Source organism: Yersinia nurmii, assembly GCF_001112925.1.
Classification (GTDB): domain Bacteria; phylum Pseudomonadota; class Gammaproteobacteria; order Enterobacterales; family Enterobacteriaceae; genus Yersinia; species Yersinia nurmii.
The window spans coordinates 143,651-160,308 of sequence record NZ_CPYD01000005.1 but is presented as its reverse complement, the minus strand read 5'-3'; the positions used below and the strand labels follow the sequence as shown (position 1 = coordinate 160,308).

The window sequence follows — 16,658 nt, the reverse complement described above, 5'->3', positions numbered from 1 at the left end:
AAATTTAGACTTCCAGATATCCCATAATCCCTTCGGCAGCTTTACGACCTTCGGCAATAGCGGTGACCACCAAGTCTGAGCCGCGGACAATATCGCCGCCGGCAAAGATTTTTGGGTTGCTGGTCTGGAAGGCGTTATCGGCGCTCTCTGGCGCAACTACACGCCCCTGTTTATCCAAACTGACATCGTGAGCGGCTAACCATTCCATACTGTGTGGACGGAAACCGAAGGCAGTGACTACCGCATCGGCATCCAAAATGTGCTCAGAACCGGCAATATGTTCAGCCTGACGGCGGCCTTGCGCATCCGGTGCGCCCAACTGGGTGCGAACCATTTTCACGCCGCAAACTTTACCCGCATCGTTTACTTCAATGCTGAGCGGTTGCAGATTGAATTTGAATTCGACGCCTTCCTCGCGAGCATTTTTTACTTCTCGCTTGGAGCCTGGCATGTTCACTTCATCACGGCGATAGGCGCAGGTAACGTGCGTTGCGCCTTGACGGATTGAGGTGCGCACGCAGTCCATTGCGGTATCTCCTCCACCCAGAACCACCACACGTTTACCTTCCATATTCACGTAAGGTTCGTCCGAGGTTGCTGTGTAACCCATGAGTTGTTTGGTATTGGCAATCAGGAATGGCAGTGCATCGTAGACGCCGGTTGCCCCTTCGTTTTCTAATCCGCCGCGCATCGATTGATAAGTTCCCACGCCGAGGAATACCGCATCGTAATCGTTAAGCAGAGTTTCCATCGCCACGTCTTTGCCGACTTCGGTATTCAGTCGGAACTCAATGCCCATTTCGGAGAAGATCTTGCGCCGTTTGATCATCACTTCTTTTTCCAGCTTGAAGGCTGGAATACCAAAGGTCAGCAGACCGCCGATTTCAGGGTGACGATCGAAAACTACCGCTTGTACGCCGTTGCGGGTCAACACATCAGCACAGGCTAGCCCGGCAGGACCTGCACCGATAATAGCCACACGCTTACCGGTTGGATGGACGTGGGACATATCCGGCTTCCAGCCCATTTCTATGGCTTTATCGCTGATATAACGTTCGATATTACCTATGGTAACCGCCCCGAACTCATCGTTTAGCGTACAAGAACCTTCGCATAGGCGATCTTGCGGACAAACCCGGCCGCAGACTTCCGGTAGACTATTCGTCTGGTGTGCCAAATCCGCGGCTTCCATAATGCGTCCTTCGTTGGCCAGTTTGAGCCAATTTGGGATGTAGTTATGTACCGGACATTTCCATTCACAGTAAGGATTACCGCAGGATAAGCAGCGGTCTGCCTGCGCTTTTGCCTGGGTTTCCGAGAACGGTTCGTAAATCTCTACAAATTCTATTTTACGGATCTTCAGCGGTTTTTTCGGCGGGTCAACGCGCTGTAAGTCGATAAATTGATAAACATTCTGGCTCATTTTAACCCCTTACTGCGCTTGAACCCGCAGCTCAGCTGCGGAACGGCTACGGTGACCCAACAGTGCTTTCACATCGCTGGATTTTGGTTTCACCAAGGCAAATTTACTAACCCAATCTGGCCAGTTAGCCAAGATTTCCTCGCCACGGCTGGACCCGGTCAGCTGAACGTGTTCAGTGATTAGCCCGCGCAGATGTTCCTCATGGATAGCCAGTTCATCGACATCCAATACTTCTACCAACTCAGGGTTAACGCGTTTACGGAACTCGCCGTCTTCGTCCAATACATAGGCGAAGCCACCGGTCATACCGGCACCGAAGTTGATACCGGTGCGACCGAGCACGCAGACGACGCCGCCGGTCATATATTCACAGCCGTTATCGCCAATGCCTTCAACTACGGTGATAGCGCCGGAGTTACGCACGGCGAAACGCTCACCAGCGCGACCTGCGGCGAATAACTTGCCGCCGGTTGCACCGTACAGACAGGTATTACCGACAATGCTGGCTTCATGGCTACGGAAAGCCGAGCCCACCGGAGGACGAACCGCAATGCGGCCGCCGGCCATGCCTTTGCCGACGTAGTCGTTGGCATCACCGGTTAGCGTTAATTCAACGCCGCCGGCGTTCCATACGCCAAAGCTCTGCCCGGCGGTACCGGAGAAATGTGCTTTGATCGGATCGGTCGCCAGCCCTTGATCTCCATGCTTCGCGGCGATCGCCCCTGACAGTGCGGCGCCAACCGAGCGATCGGTGTTGCGAATATCAAAGTAGAAAGTTTTGCTTTGTCTGGCTTCAATATGCGGTTCAGCCTGTTCCAGCAACGCTTTGTTCAGTGAGCCTTTGTCGAACGGAGGATTGTTTTCGGTACAGTACAGCGCCTTGCCAGGATGTGGTTTGGCAGTGGCCAGCAACGGTGACAAGTCCAGCTTGTTCTGCTTCGCGGAAATGCCATCCAGCTCGATCAACATATCAGTACGACCAATCAAATCAACCAGTTGGCTTACGCCCAGTTCGGCCATTATCTGGCGCGTTTCTCTGGCGATAAACTGGAAGTAATTTACTACGCGCTCCGGCAGGCCGTGGTAGTGGTCGCGACGCAGTTTTTCATCCTGAGTTGCTACACCGGTGGCGCAGTTATTCAGGTGACAAATACGTAGGTATTTACAGCCTAAAGCCACCATAGGCCCCGTACCGAAACCGAAGCTTTCTGCGCCCAGAATCGCTGCTTTGACAATATCAACGCCGGTCTTCAGGCCGCCGTCCACCTGTAAACGGATTTTATGACGCAGACCGTTAGCAACCAGTGCCTGTTGAGTTTCCACCAGACCCAGTTCCCACGGGCAACCGGCGTACTTCACTGATGAAAGCGGGCTGGCACCAGTGCCGCCGTCGTAACCGGCGATGGTAATTAAATCGGCATAGGCTTTGGCCACGCCGGTGGCGATAGTGCCGACTCCCGGCTCGGAAACCAGTTTCACCGAAATCATTGCCTTCGGATTGACCTGCTTCAAATCGAAAATCAGCTGTGCTAAATCTTCGATGGAGTAAATATCGTGGTGCGGTGGCGGAGAAATTAGCGTCACACCCGGTACGGAATAGCGCAGTTTAGCGATGTAAGGGGTCACTTTATCACCCGGTAACTGGCCGCCTTCACCCGGTTTTGCCCCTTGGGCTACTTTGATCTGAATAACGTCGGCATTAACCAGATACGCCGGAGTGACGCCAAAACGACCGGATGCTACCTGTTTGATTCGCGAGACTTTGTTGGTGCCATAGCGCACCGGATCTTCGCCACCTTCGCCGGAGTTGGAGAATCCACCCAAACTATTCATAGCGATAGCCAATGATTCGTGGGCTTCCGGACTGAGCGCGCCGATAGACATTGCCGCCGTATCGAAACGGGTAAATAGAGATTCTGCTGGTTCCACTTGATCTACTGGGATCGGCGTACCTTGCGGCTTGATCGCCAAGAGATCGCGCAGCGTAGCCACTGGACGTTCGTTAACCAGTTTTGAGTAAGCTTCGTAATCACTGTATTCACCGCTGTGAACGGCTTTCTGCAACGTATTGACCACATCCGGGTTATACGCGTGATATTCGCCATTATGGACAAATTTGAGTAACCCGCCTTGATCCAACGGTTTACGCTTCAACCAAGCGCGTTTGGACAGATTTTGTAGGTCTTGCTGGAAATCGCTGAAGTTAGCGCCTCCGATACGACTAACCACGCCCTGGAAACAGAGTTCAGACAGCTCTTTGTGCAGACCTACGGCTTCAAACAACTTGGCACAGCGATAAGATGCGATCGTTGAAATGCCCATTTTGGACATGATCTTATACAGGCCTTTGTTAATACCGTTGCGATAGTTGAGCATCACATCGCGGTATTTTTTATCTATGGCCTGTGTGTCGACCAATTTAGCCAATGATTCATAAGCTAAATAAGGATAAATAGCGGTAGCACCAAAGCCGAGTAATACGGCGAAGTGATGCGGATCGCGGGCGCTGGCGGTTTCAACAATGATGTTGGCATCGCAGCGCAGGTTTTTTTCTACTAATCGGGTCTGAATCGCACCCACGGCCATTGGTGCGGGCACCGGCAGACGGGTTTGGGAAATTGAGCGGTCGGAGAGCACCAGCATTACGGCACCATCGCGAACTTTACGCTCTGCTTCGTCACACAGTGATAAAACACTCTGTTGCAGATCTTGCTGGCTCGGATCAAACGTCAGATCCAAGCGATCGGCGCGATAATACTCGCCTTCTAGCGTGGTGAGCTGCTGGAAATCCGAATACAACAAAATAGGGGATTTAAAGCTCAAACGATGCGCCTGACCTTCGGCCTCGCAGAATACGTTCATTTCACGGCCAATACTGGTAGCCAGTGACATCACGTGGGCTTCGCGCAGCGGATCGATCGGCGGGTTGGTAACCTGTGCAAACTGCTGGCGGAAATAGTCATAAATAATGCGCGGGCCGCTGGAAAGCACGGCAAATGGGGTGTCATCGCCCATTGAGCCTGTCGCTTCCTGACCGTTCTCACCTAATACGCGGATGATTTGATCCAGCTCTTCGTTGGTGTAACCGAATTGTTTTTGATAGGTTTCGAGTTGAGTATCATCCAGCTCGCGGCTGCCGACCTGATCTTCCGGCAGATCCTCAAATGGCACCAAGCGCTTAACGTTCTTCTCCATCCATTCTTTGTACGGATGGCGGCTTTTCAGATCGTTATCGGTTTCGGCCGAATGCAGGATCTTGCCGCTGCGCGTATCGATCACCATCAGTTCGCCGGGGCCAACGCGGCCTTTTTCTACCACCTCATCGGGCTGGTAATCCCAGATCCCCACTTCGGAAGCACAGGTAATCAGTTTGTCTTTGGTAATCACGTAGCGCGCCGGGCGCAGACCGTTACGGTCGAGGTTACAGGCGGCGTAGCGCCCGTCAGACATCACGATCCCGGCTGGGCCATCCCACGGTTCCATATGCATGGAATTAAAGTCGAAGAAGGCACGTAGGTCGGTATCCATATCCGGGTTATTTTGCCAAGCCGGTGGTACCAGCAAACGCATAGCGCGAATCAAATCCATCCCGCCGCTGAGGAACAATTCCAGCATATTATCCAGCGAGCTGGAGTCTGAACCGGTTTCGTTGACGAAAGGCGCAGCGTCTTGCAAATCGGGAATGAGCGGCGTTTTAAATTTATAAGCACGCGCGCGCGCCCACTGACGGTTACCGGCAATAGTATTGATTTCACCGTTGTGTGCCAGATAGCGGAACGGCTGAGCCAGCGGCCAGCGCGGCACGGTATTAGTGGAAAAACGCTGGTGGAAAAGGCAAATGGCCGATTCGAGGCGTAAATCTGCCAGATCCAGATAAAAACGTGGCAGATCTGCAGGCATACATAGGCCTTTATAGATCGTCACCAGATTGGAGAAACTACAAACGTAGAAATCTAAATCTGAGATGCGTTTTTCGATACGGCGACGCGCGACAAACAGACGACGCTCCATATCGCGCGGGCGCCATCCGGCCGGAGCGTTAACAAAAATCTGTTCGATACGCGGCAGAGAGGAAAGGGCGATTTCACCGAGAACATCAGGGTTGGTCGGCACTTCGCGCCAGCCCACCACGGAAAGGGTTTCGTTTTGTAGCTCTTCTTCAACGATCCGGCGGCTTGCACTAGCCAGTTCATCGTTTTGGCTAAGGAATATCATGCCAACGGCGTAATTTTTCGCCAAACGCCAGCCGCGCTCTTCGGCGACCATGCGGAAAAAACGATCCGGTTTTTGTAAGAGTAAACCGCAGCCATCGCCAGTTTTACCATCAGCGAGAATCGCACCACGGTGTTGCATTCGGGCCAGCGCGTGTATTGCGGTACGCACGACCTTGTGGCTTGGTTCGCCTTCTATGTGGGCGATGAGACCAAAACCGCAATTGTCTTTCTCTTGGGATTTATCGTACAACATATCAGTGAACCTCCCCAGGCTCTGCGTGACTCTCACAACCGACTGCGAGGGACAATTCACGGTGACGGGTGGGCTGACAGGCGCGCCTGGCGCGGCAAATCTGCTTTTCCGCCCTCCGTCAATGACCTCTCGTGATGGTCTCACAAGTGGTATATGACTTGTTTTAAGAGGGAGTCTTAAATAACTGCATAATTATGACTAGACGTTTGCCCGTCTAGAAAGCTTCCAGCGGACTTCCAACTTAGCGAGAAAGAATACTGAGGTCAAATATAGGCCTAAGATATATCCAGATCACAAAAAAATGATTTATCTCGATGATTATAAAAATAATTCATGCATTTTTGACCCTGTGAAAGAGTCGTTGATGGGCAGTGGAAATGTGAGCTGTCTCACTATAGTGCAATCGTCAAATCTCTGCACCATGCTAGTGCTGGTGGGGATGTCAGAGTGATATGCTATGATTTTATTATTTTATGATATTTAAAACTATTTTTCATCAATTTGTAATAGATGCACTAAGGCGTTTGCCGAGATTAGAAAAATTAATTGACAGCTAAATGATTTTATTTGCATTTATAGTGAATGCTTATGCGAAATTGCACCCGAGGGAGTGGGAGTTGATCTCTGTCATCGCACGGAACACCCTGACCGGTTAGGCTAAGCGACTTTTACGACAGGCATCCTCCAGATTATGCAGTTGCAGCAATTAGTCAATATGTTTGGTGCGGATTTACAGCGCCGTTATGGTGAAAAAATCCATAAACTCACGCTCCACGGCGGTTTTAGCTGCCCGAATAGAGATGGCACCCTAGGGCGTGGCGGTTGCACATTTTGCCAGGTGGCTTCGTTTGCCGACGAACAAATGCAGCAGCGAACCATAAGCGAGCAGTTGGAAGCGCAGGCGAAGAAAGTTAACCGAGCTAATCGCTATCTGGCTTATTTTCAGGCTTATACCAGCACTTATGCCGAAGTTAATGCGCTGGCAGCCATGTATCAGCAGGCTTTAACCGAAGCGGATATCGTTGGGATTTGTGTGGGAACCCGACCAGACTGTGTACCGGATGCGGTATTAGACTTGCTGAGTGGTTATCATCGGCAAGGTTACGAAGTCTGGCTGGAACTGGGGTTACAAACTGCCAATGATAAAACCCTCAAACGTATTAACCGCGGCCATGATTTCGCCAGCTACCAACAAACGGCTCGCCGTGCCAGAGCGCGCGGTCTGAAAGTGTGCTGCCATTTGATCGTTGGCTTGCCCGGCGAAAATCAAGCGCAAGGCTTGCAAACTCTGCAACAAGTCGTGGATACCGGCGTGGATGGACTAAAACTGCATCCGCTTCATATCGTGGAAGGCAGCACTATGGCTAAAGCCTGGCGAGCAGGGCGCTTGCCAGAGCTGGCTCTGGAAGACTATGTAGTGACCGCCGGAGAAATGATTCGTCATACGCCCGCCGATATTGTCTATCACCGAATTTCCGCCAGTGCTCGTCGCCCGACGTTGCTTGCTCCGCTGTGGTGTGAAAATCGCTGGACCGGTATGGTGGAGTTGAATCGGTATATGTTAGCCCATGGAGGGCAAGCTTCCGCTTTGTAGGTGATCGGCTACTGCGTATTGCCCATTATTTTTAGAATGTCTGCAGGCTATCGCCAGTCTAAGCTTTCGCAATTTCCCGTTGATTTGCAGTCTTTTCCACACTTCTTGGCAACCCGCCTTATCTATTTCTGGTTTTACGGTATGATTTATCGCATGAAGTCTGATGGGAGTGGTTATGAAGCAAATCAGGGTATTAGCCCAGTATTACGTTGATTTAATGGTGAAGTTAGGGCTGGTGCGCTTCTCGCTGCTGCTGGCTTCGGTGCTGGTAATATTGGCGATGGTGGTGCAAATGGCCGTCACGTTGGTATTACGCGGCTCGGTCGAAAGCATCGATTTTGTTCGCTCCATCTTTTTCGGGCTGTTAATCACGCCGTGGGCGGTTTATTTCCTGTCAGTTGTGGTGGAACAGCTGGAGGAATCCCGTCAGCGCTTATCCAGACTGGTAGATAAACTGGAAATCATGCGTTATCGCGATCGGGAACTGAATCAGCAATTGCAGGAAAATATCTCGCAGCTAAATCTGGAAATTATCGAACGTGAGAAAGCGGAGAAAGCCCATCTACAGGTTGTGGATAAGCTGAAAGAGGAAATGGGGCATCGGGAGCAGGCGCAGGTGGAATTAGGGCAACAATCCGCACTGTTACGCTCCTTCCTCGATGCATCCCCCGATTTGGTCTACTACCGTAACGAAGATAATGAATTTTCCGGCTGTAACCGCGCAATGGAGCTGCTGACCGGTAAAAGTGAGAAACAGCTGGTCGGCTTGACGCCACAGGAAGTTTACGCGCCAGATATTGCCGAAAAAGTTATGGAAACCGATGAAAAGGTCTTCCGCCACAACGTTTCCTTGACCTACGAACAGTGGCTGGTGTACCCCGATGGGCGTAAGGCCTGCTTTGAACTGCGTAAAGTACCGTTTTACGATCGCGTGGGTAAACGGCATGGTCTAATGGGCTTTGGCCGCGATATAACCGAGCGTAAGCGCTACCAAGACGCGCTGGAGAACGCCAGTAGGGATAAGACCACTTTCATCTCAACAATCAGCCATGAGCTGCGTACGCCGCTTAATGGCATCGTCGGCCTGAGTCGTATTTTGCTGGATACCGATTTAAACGATGAACAGCTGAAATACCTCAAAACCATTCATGTAAGCGCCATCACTTTGGGCAATATATTCAACGATATTATCGAAATGGATAAGTTGGAACGGCGCAAAGTACAATTGGACAACCAACCGATCGACTTTACCGGCTTTATGACCGATCTGGAAAACCTGTCCGGTTTACTGGTTCAACCTAAAGGACTGAAATTCCTGATGGAACCTCAGGGTCTATTACCGGAGAAAGTCATCACAGACGGCACTCGCCTACGCCAGATTTTGTGGAACCTGATTGGTAATGCGGTGAAATTCACTCAGGAAGGGCAGATAGTGGTACGTATCCGGCGAGAAAATCCTGACCGACTGATCTTTGAAGTGGAAGATTCCGGCATGGGAATTCCGCAGGATGAACAAGACAAGATCTTCGCTATGTATTATCAGGTGAAAGACAGCAACGGCGGGCGTCCGGCTACCGGAACCGGAATCGGGCTGGCGGTATCCAAACGGCTGGCACAGAGCATGGGCGGCGATATCACCGTGAAAAGCACTCAGGGTATCGGTTCCTGCTTTACGCTGTCTATCAAGGCGCCTGCGGTGCAGGATGAGGTGACTAGCGTGCCGTCTGATGAAAATATGCCGCTGCCTGCGTTGCACGTACTGCTGGTGGAAGATATCGAACTCAACGTGATTGTGGCGCGCTCGGTGTTGGAAAAATTGGGTAACAGCGTTGAGGTGGCGATGAATGGCCAGGATGCGTTGGATATGTTTAACCCGGATGACTTTGATTTAGTGCTATTGGATATTCAACTCCCGGATATGACAGGGCTGGATATTGCTCGCAAAATTCGCGCAGATTATGGCAATTGCCACTTGCCGCCGCTGGTGGCGCTAACGGCTAACGTTCTAAAAGATAAAAAAGAATATCTTGATGCCGGAATGGATGACGTGCTGAGTAAGCCGCTGTCTGTTCCTGCTTTAACGGCAATGATCAAACAGCTCTGGGATCATCAGCCTTCCCACTCCACAAAAAAACAGGAACATAAACCGATGCAAACTAATGAATCGTTACTCGATACCGTGATGTTGGAGCAATACATCGATTTGGTGGGACCACAGCTGATTCATCAGAGTCTGGAAATGTTCGAGCAGATGATGCCGGGTTATCTGGCGGTGTTGGATTCCAACATGACCGCTCGTGACCAAAAAGGTATCGCCGAAGAAGCGCATAAAATTAAAGGGGCGGCAGGTTCGGTAGGGTTACGACATTTGCAGCAACTGGCACAGCAGATTCAAACGCCTTCATTGCCTGCATGGTGGGATAACGTTCAAGATTGGATTGATGAGCTGAAACTGGAATGGCGTAACGATGTTCAGGTACTGCGTGAGTGGACTGCGGAAGCTGAAAAAAAATAACCCCGACCGAGGCCGGGGTGCGCGAATACTGCGCCAACACCAGGGAAAACGTGAACCTGCGTATTAATTTCTGTGTGTGTCCGCAGGTTTTATGGATTCGTTGATACATCATACAAGCAACAACATAGCAAATGTAAGCGCTCTTGTTACAAGATTCATTAAAATATGTGATAGAGATTGTTGTTTGTCACTAGAACAGGTTAAGCGATTGACAGCGAAACAAAAGGAGGATTGTGATGAAAAGAGTCGGTGTAGTGTTGAGTGGATGCGGTGTTTTCGATGGCGCAGAGATACATGAGTCCGTCTTAACATTGCTGGCTTTAGACCGCGCCGGAGTTGAGGCAGTATGCTTTGCGCCGGATAAGCCACAACTCCATGTTATTAATCATTTATCTGGTGAAATTACCGGCGAAAGTCGTAACGTTTTAGTCGAGTCTGCGCGTATCGCGAGAGGTAAGATTCAGCCACTTTCTGCCGCCGATCCGGCGCAGTTGGATGCATTAATTGTACCCGGTGGATTCGGTGCAGCGAAGAATCTGAGTAGCTTCGCAACGGAAGGAACGGCATGTTCTGTAGACGAAGATTTATATAAGCTTACTCAAACAATGCATAAGTCTGGTAAACCAATTGGATTTATGTGTATTGCCCCTGCGATGTTACCAAAACTGTTGGGGGAGCGAATTCGCCTGACCATTGGTAATGATATCAATACTGCCGATGCTATTGAGGTCATGGGGGGGGAACATATTGTTTGCCCGGTGGAAGATGTTGTGGTGGATGCAGAGCATAAAGTCGTTACCACGCCTGCCTATATGTTGGCCGGTTCTATCTCTGAAGCTGCCGTCGGAATCAACAAACTGGTGAGTAAGGTGCTGGGCTTAATCGAATGAAATTGGGCAAATACGGGATAGGATGGATCTGGCGTGGTCTAAAGCGTGGCATTTTGGCTCTGTTGGGCTTTTGGCTGGCCGCTATTTTGATTTTTGCTTTCCTGCCCGTGCCCTTTTCCATGGTGATGGTCGAAAGGCAGCTTGGAGCCTGGTTTTCCGGCGATTTTTCTTACGTGGCGCATTCGGATTGGGTGCCTATGAGCGAAATTTCCCCTTACATGGCTTTGGCCGTGATGGCGGCGGAAGATCAGAAATTCCCTGACCATTGGGGATTTGACATGGGCGCCATTGAATCGGCTCTGGCGCACAATCAGCGCAATCAAAAACGCATCCGAGGCGCATCGACGTTATCACAGCAAACGGCGAAGAACCTGTTTCTGTGGGATGGACGCAGTTGGGTGCGTAAAGGGTTGGAAGCCGGATTGACGGCTGGAATTGAGCTGGTGTGGACCAAAAGGCGCATTCTGACGGTTTATTTAAATATTGTGGAGTTTGGCGACGGTATTTTCGGCGTTGAGGCTGCGGCCCAGCATTTCTTTCATAAGCCTGCTAGCCGGTTAAGCGCTTCTGAAGCGGCACTGCTGGCGGCAGTGTTGCCGAATCCACATCGCTTTAAGGCACATGCACCCTCAGGCTACGTAATGAGCCGTCAACAGTGGATCTTACGCCAGATGCGTCAACTGGGCGGTAAAACTTTCCTACAGGAAAATTCGCTGTAAAACGGCAGCTAGATTGCGTAGGCAGAAACAAAAAGGGCTTAGTATCAACTAGGCCCTTTTGCTTTTCGGCGAGTCAATTATTGGACGTAGGTAAAGGCGGTGGTGACGTGTTTGACGCCGCCAACTTTACTGGCGATCTGCGCGGCAGATTGTCCTTCTTGCTGCGTAACCAGACCGAGCAGGAACACTTCGCCATTTTCGGTGGTGACTTTGACGTTAGAAGATTTAACCGAATCACTGGTGAGAATCTGCGAACGAACCTTGGTAGTAATCCAGGTATCTGATGAAGCGGTGCCCAGATCGACCGGTTTGCCCAGACGAATCTCGTTGTACACTTCGCTGGTGCCTTCAACGCCAGCGGCTATTTGCTTGGCTCGGGTTGCCAATTCGGTCGTCGGTGCTTGCCCGGTTAGCAGTACTTTGCCTTGGTAAGCCGTAGCGACGACGCGGGCTTCTTTTTTCAGTTGCTGGTCTTTGCTCAATGCGTTGGTCACACGGGCTTCTAGTGTACCGTCGTCAACTTGAGTACCGACGCTGCGAGGGTCAGTTGCGGATTTGGTCGCCACAGCGGCGCTGCCAACTACGACGGCACCAACACAGCCTTGTAATAGCAACGCGCTAAACAGCACGGCAAAAAATGGGAAACTAACCTTCATTTATGCTCCTTTAATCGTCCTGATGAGGGAATAGAGTGTTATCAATCAGATCACACAAACAATTCACTGTAAGCATGTGCATTTCCTGCACCCGAGCGCTGCGGTGAGAAGGAATGCGAATTTCAACATCCTGCTGGCCTAATAGGCCTGCCAGTTCGCCACCGTCGTAACCCGTGAGCGCGACAATCGTCATATCGCGGGTTACGGCTGCTTCAACTGCTTTCACAATATCACGGCTGTTACCACGAGTGGAAATGGCCAACAGAACGTCTCCGGCCTGGCCTAAAGCACGTACTTGCTTGGCGTAAACCTCTTCATGCAAACGGTCATTGGCAATCGCGGTCAACACCACATTATCGGCATTCAGCGCGATAGCTGGCAGGCTTGGTCGCTCGGTTTCGAATCGGTTGATCATACTGGCGGCGAAATGCTGGGCGTTTGCCGCCGAGGTTCCATTGCCGCAGCAAAGAATCTTGTTACCATTCAGTAGTGATTGAACCAGCATCATCGCCGCCCGTGATATCGCGTCAGGTAAGGCTTCCGCCGCAGCAATCTGGGTTTGAATACTTTCGGTAAAACAGACTTTGATTCTATCCAGCACGTTGATTTAACCCACTCAGTAAAATGAATTGCCCGGCTTTGGCCGGAGAAAAATGATCAATCCGTATTGAAAGCATTAGGCAACCATTCTAACTGGTTACCTGTAATCGCAATAACATCAAAACGGCAAGATGATGTGTCAAAACTGGCTCCGCGCTGTGCCAGCCAAACCGCCGCAGCACGTAATAACCTCTGCTGTTTGGTATGAGTCACGCTGGCCGCTGCGCCGCCAAAGGTCGCATTCCGACGAAAGCGCACCTCGACAAATACCCAGGTCGCCCCGTCGCGCATAATAAGATCAATCTCGCCGCCGCGAACGCTCACATTGGCGGACTGAAAGACCAGACCGGCTTGTTCCAGATGGCGGCGAGCCAGTCGTTCATAACTTGCGCCAGTATCCCTTTGGCTCATGTTTTAATCCATTATTTTCGCCCCCGCTCGGAAACAGGGGCGCTAAAGTCAGGTTGAAAATGCCGGTTATTGCGCCGGAACAACCATTCCTTGGCGGTAGAGCAACCAAGGCAGTTTACGGTTAACCACGCAGTTTGATGATGCGGTCAGTTCACCGGTCGAGCCTGATACCTTAAAGCCTGGAATTTGGCGCATTTCAGCAAAGTGGTTAGACAAAGTCCAAGCATCCATCCCCATGGCATACAAACGAACCAGCGAATAGTCGTTAGCAAACTTGGAGGAAGCCTGCTGCATTAGCGCAGGGTTGGCGCCGGCCATCAGCGGAATATCGCTGAACTGAACGCCTTCCATTTCCAGACGGTAATCCGGGCCTGCACCGGCCTGATAGCTGCGCGAGCTGGCGTACAGCGAGGGTTTGCTGCGAGTCGTGGTCGCCATATCGATCATAGGTTTAATCAGCGTCAGCTCGTCCGGCGTTGCCACGATATACACGGCATCCACGTTCCCGCCCGCGGAAGTGGAAATCACCGGCGCTTCAACCGGCGGTGCTGGAATAGTCAAACCGGCGATAGTCACTGACTGCGAAGCTGCTGTCGGTGTAACAGAAATTGGCTGGCCGGTCAGACGAATACCCGCGCCGCTGTTGATGGACTGCTTCAACTCTGCGGTGGAACCAAAACTCTGCTGTAGTACGGTCTGGCCGCCTTGCTTCTGCCATTCTTCGGCAAAGGCTCTGGCGATACGATCGCCAAAAGCACCACGAGGTGTTAGCAACAGTGGCATTTGCTTCTGCTGCTGCCATAAATGATGGGCGGCATCACGCGCTTCATCTTCCGGCGACAGAGCGAAGTAACAGATATTTGGGCTGTCTTTGGCGGTTTCTGGCTGATTCAGCGCCAGAATATTCAGCGTGGTCGGCGTAGCGGTTAATTGTTCGACGTCCGGTTTCAGCAACGGGCCGACAACCAGCGTGGCACCATCTTGCTGTGCTTGAGCTAGCAGCGCAGCGATTGGCTGAGAAGTGGTGTCATAGACTTTTACCTGCGCATTGCTGGCAGCGACAGGCGCGGCAACCGGAGCAGGGGCTTCCAGCGTTGCTGCGGCCTCACCGTCAACTGGCGCGTTTGCGTCAAGGGTCGGTTCTGCGGTTGGTGCAGGCGCTGGCAGGCCGCTTTGCGCTGCCATAAAACCTTGTTGAATAGCATCGCCAAAAACTTTCGCCTGACCGCTTAATGGCAGCAGCAGCGCTATTTTAGCGGTGGACGCCTGAGTGAAGTTCACAATCTGAGTTAGTTGGGCAGGTAATGATTTCGCCGCCGGATTTTGTGGATAGCGAGTTTGCCAGTCTTTGATCGCCGCTTTTAATAAATCAGGGTTCTGACGGTTATCCTGATATACGTGCAACAGATCCAACCAGCCTTGCAGGACATTTTCATTGGCATTGATCACCAGCGTATTCAGATCCTGAGGCGTCAGCTGCGCCAGCGCCAGCCAGGTGGCGTCGATGTTATCCTGATGAGCCTTATCTTTAAGCAGCGGTTCCTGAGCGATATAGGCACGAATGAGCGGCAGAGTCGGTTTACCCTGACTAGAGCCGATCAGCACCTGATAATAGCGAACCTGCTGATTTGCCGATAATGTGCTGGCGTCTAATTTAGCCAGTATTGCGGCGGCGGCAGGGGCATTTTTCTGTGCAACCAATAACTCGGCGGCCAGCAACTGCTGTTCCTGACGCTGAGTGTCGCTCATTTTTTCAGGCAATGTATTCAGTTGCTCACTGGCTTGCGGCAGCTTCCCTTCACGTAGCAGGGCACGAATGGCGAGTAATTGCCAGTCAGCCTTGTTATCATCACTACTTTGCTGCAATTGTTGCAGGTAATAATCAGAGTTCGCGCTTGCTTCGTCCTGTATATTTGACGGCGGCGGAGTCTGTGGGGCCAGGCCAGAACAGCCAGCCAGGACAAGAGCGGCCAGAACAGCAGGAATAAAAATTCCTGCTTTGGTACGAACGGATGTTGAGGAAAGCATACTGTATCCAGTGATGTTTTTTTCAAGATGCTCAATATTAAATCGGTAATCCGGATGAAACAATGAATCAACACGATCGAGCAGTGATTTCTGCATCTACGCTTTACGTGGTACCCACCCCAATCGGTAATTTAGGGGACATCACCCACCGGGCGTTAGAGGTACTGAAAAGCGTTGATTTGATTGCGGCAGAAGATACGCGCCACACGGGTTTGCTGTTGCAACACTTTGCTATCAACGCGCGCCTGTTTGCGCTTCATGACCATAACGAACAACAAAAAGCTGACCAACTGCTGGCGAAGCTGCAAGAAGGCCAAAGTATAGCTCTGGTTTCCGATGCGGGAACGCCATTAATCAACGACCCCGGCTACCATTTAGTGCGCCGCTGTCGTGAAGCGGGTATTCGGGTCGTACCTTTGCCCGGAGCCTGCGCGGCTATAGCTGCGTTGTCAGCGGCGGGGATTGCCTCAGATCGTTTTTGCTACGAAGGATTCTTGCCAGCAAAAACCAAAGGCCGTAAGGATACCTTGCAGGCGCTGATTGAGGAACCACGAACGCTTATTTTCTATGAATCGACCCATCGTCTCTTGGAAAGTTTGCAGGACATGGTGACGGTTCTTGGCCCACAACGCTACGTGGTGCTGGCGCGAGAGTTGACTAAAACCTGGGAGTCAATCCACGGTGCGCCAGTGGGCGAATTGCTGGCTTGGGTGCAGGAAGATGACATGCGGCGACGGGGGGAAATGGTGCTGATCGTCGAAGGACACAAAGCGCTGGCTGACGACGCATTGCCAGCTGAGGCACTGCGCACTCTGGCATTACTGCAAAAAGAGCTTCCACTGAAGAAAGCTGCGGCGCTGGCGGCAGAAATCCACAGCGTGAAGAAAAATGCCTTATACCGCTATGCACTCGACCAGCAGAGCGATGCAGAAGAAGACGCTGCGCGGTAAGCAGTCATGTGAAAAGCCGGGTGCGATGTCCGGCTTTTGTCATGATCTTTACACATTATTTCCAACCGCGATGCCAGCCATGCCCGGGGTGATACCAGCCCCACGAATGACCTGCGTGATAGCGCCAAACATAGCCTGGCCCTGGCATTGGATATTCAGGTGCGACATAAACTATGCCCGGCGGCGCCGCAAATTCAGATTCGCGATAGCGGGCGGGTTCCACCACGCAGCTACTGAGCAAAAAAATTGCGGCAAGTGGAGCAATGAGCAGCGCAATACGTTTCATAATACAGCTCCCAGAACGCTCGAAATGTTGGCCTGACTATTCTAATCCTAGCGAATAAACTCTACGTATTCCTCTGACTGAAAAGGTAATTTTTGTCAGCGTCTTTACAGTTCTCTACG

12 protein-coding genes are annotated in these 16,658 nt (G+C 51.4%); 5 read left to right on the top strand and 7 right to left on the bottom strand.

What is annotated here, in order from left to right:
• Nucleotides 1–4 precede the first annotated feature (4 nt).
• Together AD970_RS08330 and gltB are read right to left on the bottom strand one after the other, a co-directional pair.
• Nucleotides 5–1,423: a glutamate synthase small subunit gene (locus AD970_RS08330; protein ID WP_049597866.1), complete on the bottom strand. Its 1,419-nt coding sequence runs from the start codon at nucleotides 1,421–1,423 to the stop codon at nucleotides 5–7.
• 9 nt (nucleotides 1,424–1,432) lie between these two features.
• Nucleotides 1,433–5,890 (bottom strand): glutamate synthase large subunit, encoded by a 4,458-nt coding sequence (gltB, locus tag AD970_RS08325; protein ID WP_049597864.1) that lies wholly within the window; start codon nucleotides 5,888–5,890, stop codon nucleotides 1,433–1,435.
• A 691-nt stretch (nucleotides 5,891–6,581) separates the two neighbouring features.
• On the opposite strand from gltB, the gene AD970_RS08320 reads away from it, so the two are divergent.
• The 4 genes from AD970_RS08320 to mtgA all read left to right on the top strand — a co-directional run bounded on the left by AD970_RS08320 (nucleotide 6,582) and on the right by mtgA (nucleotide 11,608).
• Nucleotides 6,582–7,484 (top strand): TIGR01212 family radical SAM protein, encoded by a 903-nt coding sequence (locus AD970_RS08320; protein ID WP_049597862.1) that lies wholly within the window; start codon nucleotides 6,582–6,584, stop codon nucleotides 7,482–7,484.
• A 175-nt stretch (nucleotides 7,485–7,659) separates the two neighbouring features.
• On the top strand, nucleotides 7,660–9,999 hold the full coding sequence (gene arcB, locus AD970_RS08315; RefSeq protein ID WP_049598109.1) for an aerobic respiration two-component sensor histidine kinase ArcB: 2,340 nt from the start codon (nucleotides 7,660–7,662) through the stop codon (nucleotides 9,997–9,999).
• 236 nt (nucleotides 10,000–10,235) lie between these two features.
• The gene (gene elbB, locus AD970_RS08310; RefSeq protein ID WP_049597861.1) at nucleotides 10,236–10,889 is read left to right on the top strand and encodes an isoprenoid biosynthesis glyoxalase ElbB; all 654 of its coding nucleotides are present in this window, start codon (nucleotides 10,236–10,238) and stop codon (nucleotides 10,887–10,889) included.
• Nucleotides 10,886–11,608, top strand: a complete 723-nt coding sequence (gene mtgA, locus AD970_RS08305) for a monofunctional biosynthetic peptidoglycan transglycosylase (protein ID WP_049597860.1) — start codon at nucleotides 10,886–10,888, stop codon at nucleotides 11,606–11,608. The genes elbB and mtgA overlap by 4 nt, the downstream gene beginning before the upstream one ends.
• A gap of 77 nt (nucleotides 11,609–11,685) precedes the next feature.
• Here mtgA and dolP read toward each other — a convergent pair whose 3' ends face one another.
• The 4 genes from dolP to AD970_RS08285 all read right to left on the bottom strand — a co-directional run bounded on the left by dolP (nucleotide 11,686) and on the right by AD970_RS08285 (nucleotide 15,303).
• On the bottom strand, nucleotides 11,686–12,264 hold the full coding sequence (gene dolP / locus AD970_RS08300; RefSeq protein WP_049597858.1) for a division/outer membrane stress-associated lipid-binding lipoprotein: 579 nt from the start codon (nucleotides 12,262–12,264) through the stop codon (nucleotides 11,686–11,688).
• 10 nt (nucleotides 12,265–12,274) lie between these two features.
• The gene (diaA, locus tag AD970_RS08295; RefSeq protein ID WP_049597857.1) at nucleotides 12,275–12,865 is read right to left on the bottom strand and encodes a DnaA initiator-associating protein DiaA; all 591 of its coding nucleotides are present in this window, start codon (nucleotides 12,863–12,865) and stop codon (nucleotides 12,275–12,277) included.
• Between the two features lie 56 nt (nucleotides 12,866–12,921).
• Entirely contained in the window at nucleotides 12,922–13,275 is a 354-nt protein-coding gene (locus tag AD970_RS08290; protein ID WP_049597855.1) for a YraN family protein, read from the bottom strand.
• A 66-nt stretch (nucleotides 13,276–13,341) separates the two neighbouring features.
• Nucleotides 13,342–15,303 carry a penicillin-binding protein activator gene (locus tag AD970_RS08285; RefSeq protein ID WP_049598107.1) on the bottom strand — a complete coding sequence of 654 codons (1,962 nt, stop codon included), beginning with the start codon at nucleotides 15,301–15,303 and terminating at the stop codon, nucleotides 13,342–13,344.
• A 62-nt stretch (nucleotides 15,304–15,365) separates the two neighbouring features.
• On the opposite strand from AD970_RS08285, the gene rsmI reads away from it, so the two are divergent.
• On the top strand, nucleotides 15,366–16,253 hold the full coding sequence (rsmI, locus tag AD970_RS08280) for a 16S rRNA (cytidine(1402)-2'-O)-methyltransferase (RefSeq protein WP_049597853.1): 888 nt from the start codon (nucleotides 15,366–15,368) through the stop codon (nucleotides 16,251–16,253).
• 55 nt (nucleotides 16,254–16,308) lie between these two features.
• On the opposite strand, the gene AD970_RS08275 is transcribed toward rsmI, so the two are convergent.
• The gene (locus AD970_RS08275; protein ID WP_049597852.1) at nucleotides 16,309–16,539 is read right to left on the bottom strand and encodes a hypothetical protein; all 231 of its coding nucleotides are present in this window, start codon (nucleotides 16,537–16,539) and stop codon (nucleotides 16,309–16,311) included.
• Between the last annotated feature and the right edge of the window lie 119 nt (nucleotides 16,540–16,658).